At 60.2% G+C, this 5,118-nt stretch carries 6 protein-coding genes; 4 read left to right on the top strand and 2 right to left on the bottom strand.

From position 1 onward, the window contains the following. Positions 1-109: 109 nt before the first annotated feature. The gene (gene purS, locus NW844_RS12075; protein ID WP_414335961.1) at positions 110-367 is read right to left on the bottom strand and encodes a phosphoribosylformylglycinamidine synthase subunit PurS; all 258 of its coding nucleotides are present in this window, start codon (positions 365-367) and stop codon (positions 110-112) included. Between the two features lie 62 nt (positions 368-429). Between purS and NW844_RS12070 the strand changes: the two genes are divergently transcribed. Then, positions 430-1,203 (top strand): ABC transporter permease, encoded by a 774-nt coding sequence (locus NW844_RS12070; RefSeq protein WP_414335959.1) that lies wholly within the window; start codon positions 430-432, stop codon positions 1,201-1,203. A 25-nt stretch (positions 1,204-1,228) separates the two neighbouring features. Continuing rightward, positions 1,229-1,957, top strand: coding sequence for a 2-phosphosulfolactate phosphatase family protein (locus tag NW844_RS12065; RefSeq protein ID WP_414335962.1), 729 nt, complete (start codon positions 1,229-1,231; stop codon positions 1,955-1,957). A 53-nt stretch (positions 1,958-2,010) separates the two neighbouring features. On the opposite strand, the gene NW844_RS12060 is transcribed toward NW844_RS12065, so the two are convergent. Further along, the gene (locus NW844_RS12060) at positions 2,011-2,295 is read right to left on the bottom strand and encodes a hypothetical protein (protein ID WP_414335958.1); all 285 of its coding nucleotides are present in this window, start codon (positions 2,293-2,295) and stop codon (positions 2,011-2,013) included. Positions 2,296-2,512: 217 nt separating this feature from the next. Here NW844_RS12060 and argC point away from each other — a divergent pair, with 217 nt between their 5' ends. Next, positions 2,513-3,619, top strand: coding sequence for an N-acetyl-gamma-glutamyl-phosphate reductase (gene argC / locus NW844_RS12055; protein WP_414335956.1), 1,107 nt, complete (start codon positions 2,513-2,515; stop codon positions 3,617-3,619). A gap of 38 nt (positions 3,620-3,657) precedes the next feature. Further along, a complete protein-coding gene (locus tag NW844_RS12050) occupies positions 3,658-5,067 on the top strand; it encodes a hypothetical protein (RefSeq protein ID WP_414335954.1) in 1,410 nt (469 codons plus the stop codon). Positions 5,068-5,118 lie beyond the last annotated feature (51 nt).

Genomic DNA, 5,118 nt, shown 5'->3' with positions numbered 1-5,118 from the left:
CCCAATCGCCTTGCCAAACTGTCTTTGTCGATACACCCTGCTGGCTCTACAGTGGGGGTCTTCCCACCGCGAAAGCTCGATCAACCCCCAATCATGCGAACCCCGCAAATTAACCCTCGATGGGATCCACTTGGATTTGATAGGTCTCGATCACCGGGTTGGCCAGCAGTTGGTCGCACAGCTCGCCCACCTGGCGTCGGGCAGTTTCGGCGTCGGGAGCCTCTAGCTGCAGTTGGATGTGCTTGCCGATACGCACCTGCCGCACCTGGGTGTGCCCCAACTGATGTAGGCTGGACTGGACGGCGGCCCCGGCAGGATCGAGCACAGAGGGGCGCAGGTGAATCTGGATCTGGGCCTGGAACTGCATAAAATGGGAGCTGGATCTGTTACCAGTGTATCAGTCGGATCGTCACGGCTTTGAGTGCAGACATGGATGCGACGCGCGTGGTGGCCATTGCCCACAACGTTTTCCGAGAAACGATTCGGGATCGGATTCTCTACCTGGTGATGGTATTTGCGGTGGCCATGCTGGGAGCCATTGTTTTGATCCCGCAGGTGGCTAACCAAGCCCACAACAAGATTATTGCCGACTTGGGGTTGGCGGCCATTCACTTCTTTGGGCTGATCGTGGCCATTTTCGTTGGCACAGGGCTGGTGAATAAAGAGATCGAAAAGCGCACTGTCTATGTGCTGATTGCCAAACCCATGAGCCGGGCAGAGTTCATTGTCGGCAAGCATCTGGGCCTGTCGGCTCTGCTGTCGGTGCTGGTGCTGCTGATGACGGCCGTTTTTCTGCTGAGTTTGCTGGTGGTGCAGGCTCCGATTCCCCTTTTGGCCGTTTCCTGGGCGGCGGCCTTTACTTTCTTGGAGCTGGCGCTGATTGTCGCCGCCGCCCTGCTATTCGGGGTTTTTACCTCTTCAATTTTGGCTACGCTCTACACCATTGCCCTGTTCCTGATGGGCCATGCCAGCCGTGCTCTGTTGCAATTGAGCAAGTTGGTGGAAGATGGCGGGTTGGGCAAAGTGTTCGAGATGATCTACTGGGTGTTGCCGGATCTGGAGCGCCTCAACCTGAGAGACGCTGCCGTTTACGGCCAAGTTCCCCCTCCGGCAGAACTTCTCGTAGATGCACTTTACGGCTTGGTTTACACCCTTTTGCTGCTCATTCTGGCGGTGTTGGTGTTTGCCCGGCGTGAGTTTTAACGTTTTCGCTCCTCACCCTTTTCCCATGCGCTTTTCCCACTTCTACACGCCCGAACAGGTGCCTCTATCCGGGATCCCAGAGTGCGCGGTGGCCATCGATGTGCTGCGGGCCACCACCACCATTGCCACAGCGCTGGCAGCAGGGGCAGAGGCGGTACAGGTGTTTGCTCACTTGCAACAGCTCCAGGAGGCAAGCCAAAACTGGCCGGCTTGCAAGCGGCTTTTGGCGGGGGAACGGGGGGGCAAAGCAGTGGCAGGGTTCGATCTGGGCAATTCCCCCCTCGACTACACCCCCGACCGCGTGCAAGACAAGCGCATCTTCCTGAGCACCACCAACGGCACGCGCAGCCTGCAGCGCCTAGAAGGGATCCCGGTGGTGATCACGGCGGCCCTGGTGAACTTGGGAGCGGTGGTGGAATTTCTCAGACAAGGAGCTTTTGCCGAAGTGTGGCTGGTGGGATCCGGCTGGGAAGGTGCCTTTTCGTTGGAAGACACCGCCTGTGCCGGGGCGATTTTGCATCGCTTGGGCTGCTCGTTGGAGCAGTTGGGCAACGACGAAGCGGTGGCCGCCCTAGCTCTCTACCAAACTTGGCAGGAGGATCTCCTGGGTCTGTTGCGGCACTCTAGCCACGGGCAGCGGCTGTTGGGGCTTGGGCCGGAAAACGACAGGGATCTGGCCTATTGTGCTGAGCTGGATCGGCTCTCGGTGGTGCCCCGACAGGTTCAACCAGGGGTTTTGGCCAACAACAGGTAGTCCCTACAGCTCTTGGCCGGATCTCGACAGGCTGGATGCGGGCTCGTCTCCGACTAGCCCGCTTTTGCTGTATCGGGAGCAATGCTCAACGCTTTCTGGTGTAGCCACGCCTGCCATTCCCCCGGGATCAGCTTGTTGTGAAATGCATCGCCGGAAACAAACATATCCCGCTGATTCTGGGCCAAGACAAAAATGGAGCGGCGGTCGAAATGGGAGGTGAGCTTGTAGAGGGTGTAGGGGCCTTCGGAGTAGAGGGTCAGGGTTTCTTGATCCAGACCATGGCGGCTGCTTTGGCCGTAGGCTCGCAGAACAATGTTGATCAATCGCTCATAGTGCATAGACCGAAGATGATGAAGCTACCCAGACAGACACAAAGAAAGATAGAAGCCGCTGCCAAGGCCGAAGCAGCTCCGGTGAGCCCAGCATAACAAATCCCACTGGGTTGCTGGGCAATACCCGTGCGGATGAACAAGATGCAGGGGCAAATGCGGCGGAAAAATGCGATAGAACTTAAGGCAAGCCATCATGTAACTTCTCCTGCACAGGCAGCTCCCCATGGCCAATATGGCGCCCCGCTCCTTCCCACCCGTCGATCCCGTCCGCGTCGCCATTGTCGGGGCTTCCGGGTATGGAGGAGTGCAATTGGTGCGGCTGCTGAGCGAGCATCCCGGCGTGCAGCTTACCTACTTGGCCGGCCAGGACAGTGCCGGCAAGCGCTATGGGGATCTCTATCCCCAGTTGGCCCAGGTGGTGGATCTGACCGTGCAGCCGGTAGAGGTGGATCGCATTGCCGCCAGCAGCCAGGTGGTGTTTTTGTCTTTGCCCAATGGGCTGGCGGCGGACCTGGCCCCGCCTTTGCTGGCCAAAGGCTGCAAAGTTCTAGATCTCTCGGCAGACTACCGCTTCCGCAACCTGGCCACCTACCAATCGTGGTACCGCCTGGGGCAGACGGATCCCAACTGGCCCAGCCCTGCCTATCGCCAAGCCAATGAGCAGGCGGTCTATGGGCTGCCAGAGCTGTATCGCGAGGCGATTGCCCAAGCCCAACTGGTGGGCTGTCCCGGCTGCTATCCCACCGCCTCGTTGCTGGCAGTGGCCCCGCTGCTGCGGCAGGGGTTGGTGGAGCTGGACAGCCTCATTTTCGACGCCAAGTCCGGCGTTTCGGGGGCAGGTCGCACCCCCAAGGTGGGATCCCTGTTTGCCGAGGTGGACGGCTCGCTGGCGGCCTATGGCGTGGCCCAACACCGGCATACGCCCGAGATCGAGCAGGGCTGTGCCGACCTGACCCACACGCCCATCACTGTGCAATTTACGCCCCACCTGGTGCCCATGGTGCGGGGCATCCACGTTACGTTGTACGCCAACCTGCGGGATCCCGGCTTTGTGGGGGAAGACTTGCTCACTATCTACAATGCTTTTTATCGCCAATCCCCCTGGGTGAGGGTGCTGCCGCGGGGGGTTTACCCGCAAACCAAATGGGTCTCCGGCACCAACACCTGCCTGATTGGGCTGGAGGTGGACACCCGCACCAACCGGGTTATCGTCCTGTCGGTCATCGACAACCTGATGAAGGGGCAAGCCGGGCAGGCAGTGCAGTGTCTCAACTTGATGATGGGATGGCCGGAAACGTTGGGTTTACCGCGGCTGGCCTTCTACCCCTAGCTATAATGCCGGTAATCCCCTTGAGGCCACCTCTGTCCATGTCTGAGCCCCTGGATCCTTCTTCCGCTTCCGAGCCCCACAATGCCTCGCCCAGCACTGCTGCGGATCCCGTCAATGGCGCTGCTGAGGGCCTGAACTGGGAGGAGCTGTGGCGGCAACTGGAGGCGGGCTGGCAGGATCTGCCCCGGCGCTCCGAAGAAACGGTGCAACAAACCCTGGCCCGCCTGCAACTGGAGTGGGGCGGGCTGTGCCGAGAGGCGCGGGATCGGCTGCAGGCAGCTCTGGACAGGGCAAGAAGTGCAACTTCTCCAGAGCCCATCCGGCAAGAGCTGCAAGCCCTCCTGCCCTTGCTTAACCCCTGCCAATGGGAGGTGGTCATTGGCTCTTTGGGGCGGGCTGCCGATCGAGCCTGGGTGGCCAGCCTGTTGTATCACGGCCTGCAGGAGCCGGCGGAAACCGATTCCTGGGTGCTGAGCTCTGAGCAACGCTCTGCTCTGGAGGCGATGAGTGCCCGTGCCTATGGCAACAGCCGCCTGCCTCTTGTGATGGACAAAACTGGCCAGATCCAGGTGACAGCCTCAGCCGCCTTGTTAGTCACCTTGATTGCCATCGAGATTGGCAGTGTGGGTTCGGCAGGTGCTTTGTCCTTGTTGGGCACACCGGAGCTGCGCAGGCTCTTGAATGCCGAGGGCAAGCTGCGGCGAACCGGTTTGAAACAGGGACGCACCGCTCTCACGCAAGAAGAATGGCAAACCCTGCGCCGTTGGCTGGATCCCAAGGGATCCCCCCCCGACTGGTACCTCAATCTCACCCAAGTGGGGATCCAGACCACCCAGGTGGGGGACTATGCGGCCCGGCGGCTGCGGGAGTTTTTCCAGAGCGAGTGGATTAAGCTCGTGATCCCCCCCCTGTATCACCTGGTCATCGATGCAGTGCGGCTGCTGACGGGAGAAGTGTTTCTCAGTGTGGGCACCACCCTGGAATCGGCCTTGGAATCAGCAGAGGCAGGGCGGCGGCTGGAGTTGGTGCTGCAAGCCTTGCCCCAGGCGCGGAATATTCCCGACCCCGACCGGATCCAGGCCGCCATCCCTGCCGTGGTGGAGGCTGCCGAGAAAGCCCTTCGACCCCTGCTGGCACGACAGTTGATGACGGTGGCCAACATCTTCGATCCGCCCATCCGCAACGAGAGCTTAAATGAGTTGGGGCGGCAGCTCAACCTCTGGAACCCCTTCCAGTTTTTGCTCACCTGGGGCACAGCCGGCTGGCTGGCGGCCCTTTTGGATCGGATTGAGGAACTGCAGCAGACCTACCCGGAAATGCCTCTGTGGGAGAGCTATCGCCAGGGCGTTGAGACGGCAGCACAAGCTCCACGAGTGATGGATCAGGCAGAGGCCCTGCGCCTTACCGCCAAGAGCTTGGATCCCAAGATAGAAGAATCAGAAGACTGACCTCTCCTAAAATCTTTATCAGCGGTGGCCTCAAGCCTGGCGTTGGAGCTG

The organism is Synechococcus sp. H55.2 (assembly GCF_047462495.1).
Classification (GTDB): Bacteria; Cyanobacteriota; Cyanobacteriia; order Thermostichales; family Thermostichaceae; genus Thermostichus.
The sequence above is the reverse complement of the archived record's forward strand: the minus strand, read 5'-3'. Positions and strand labels throughout refer to the sequence as shown.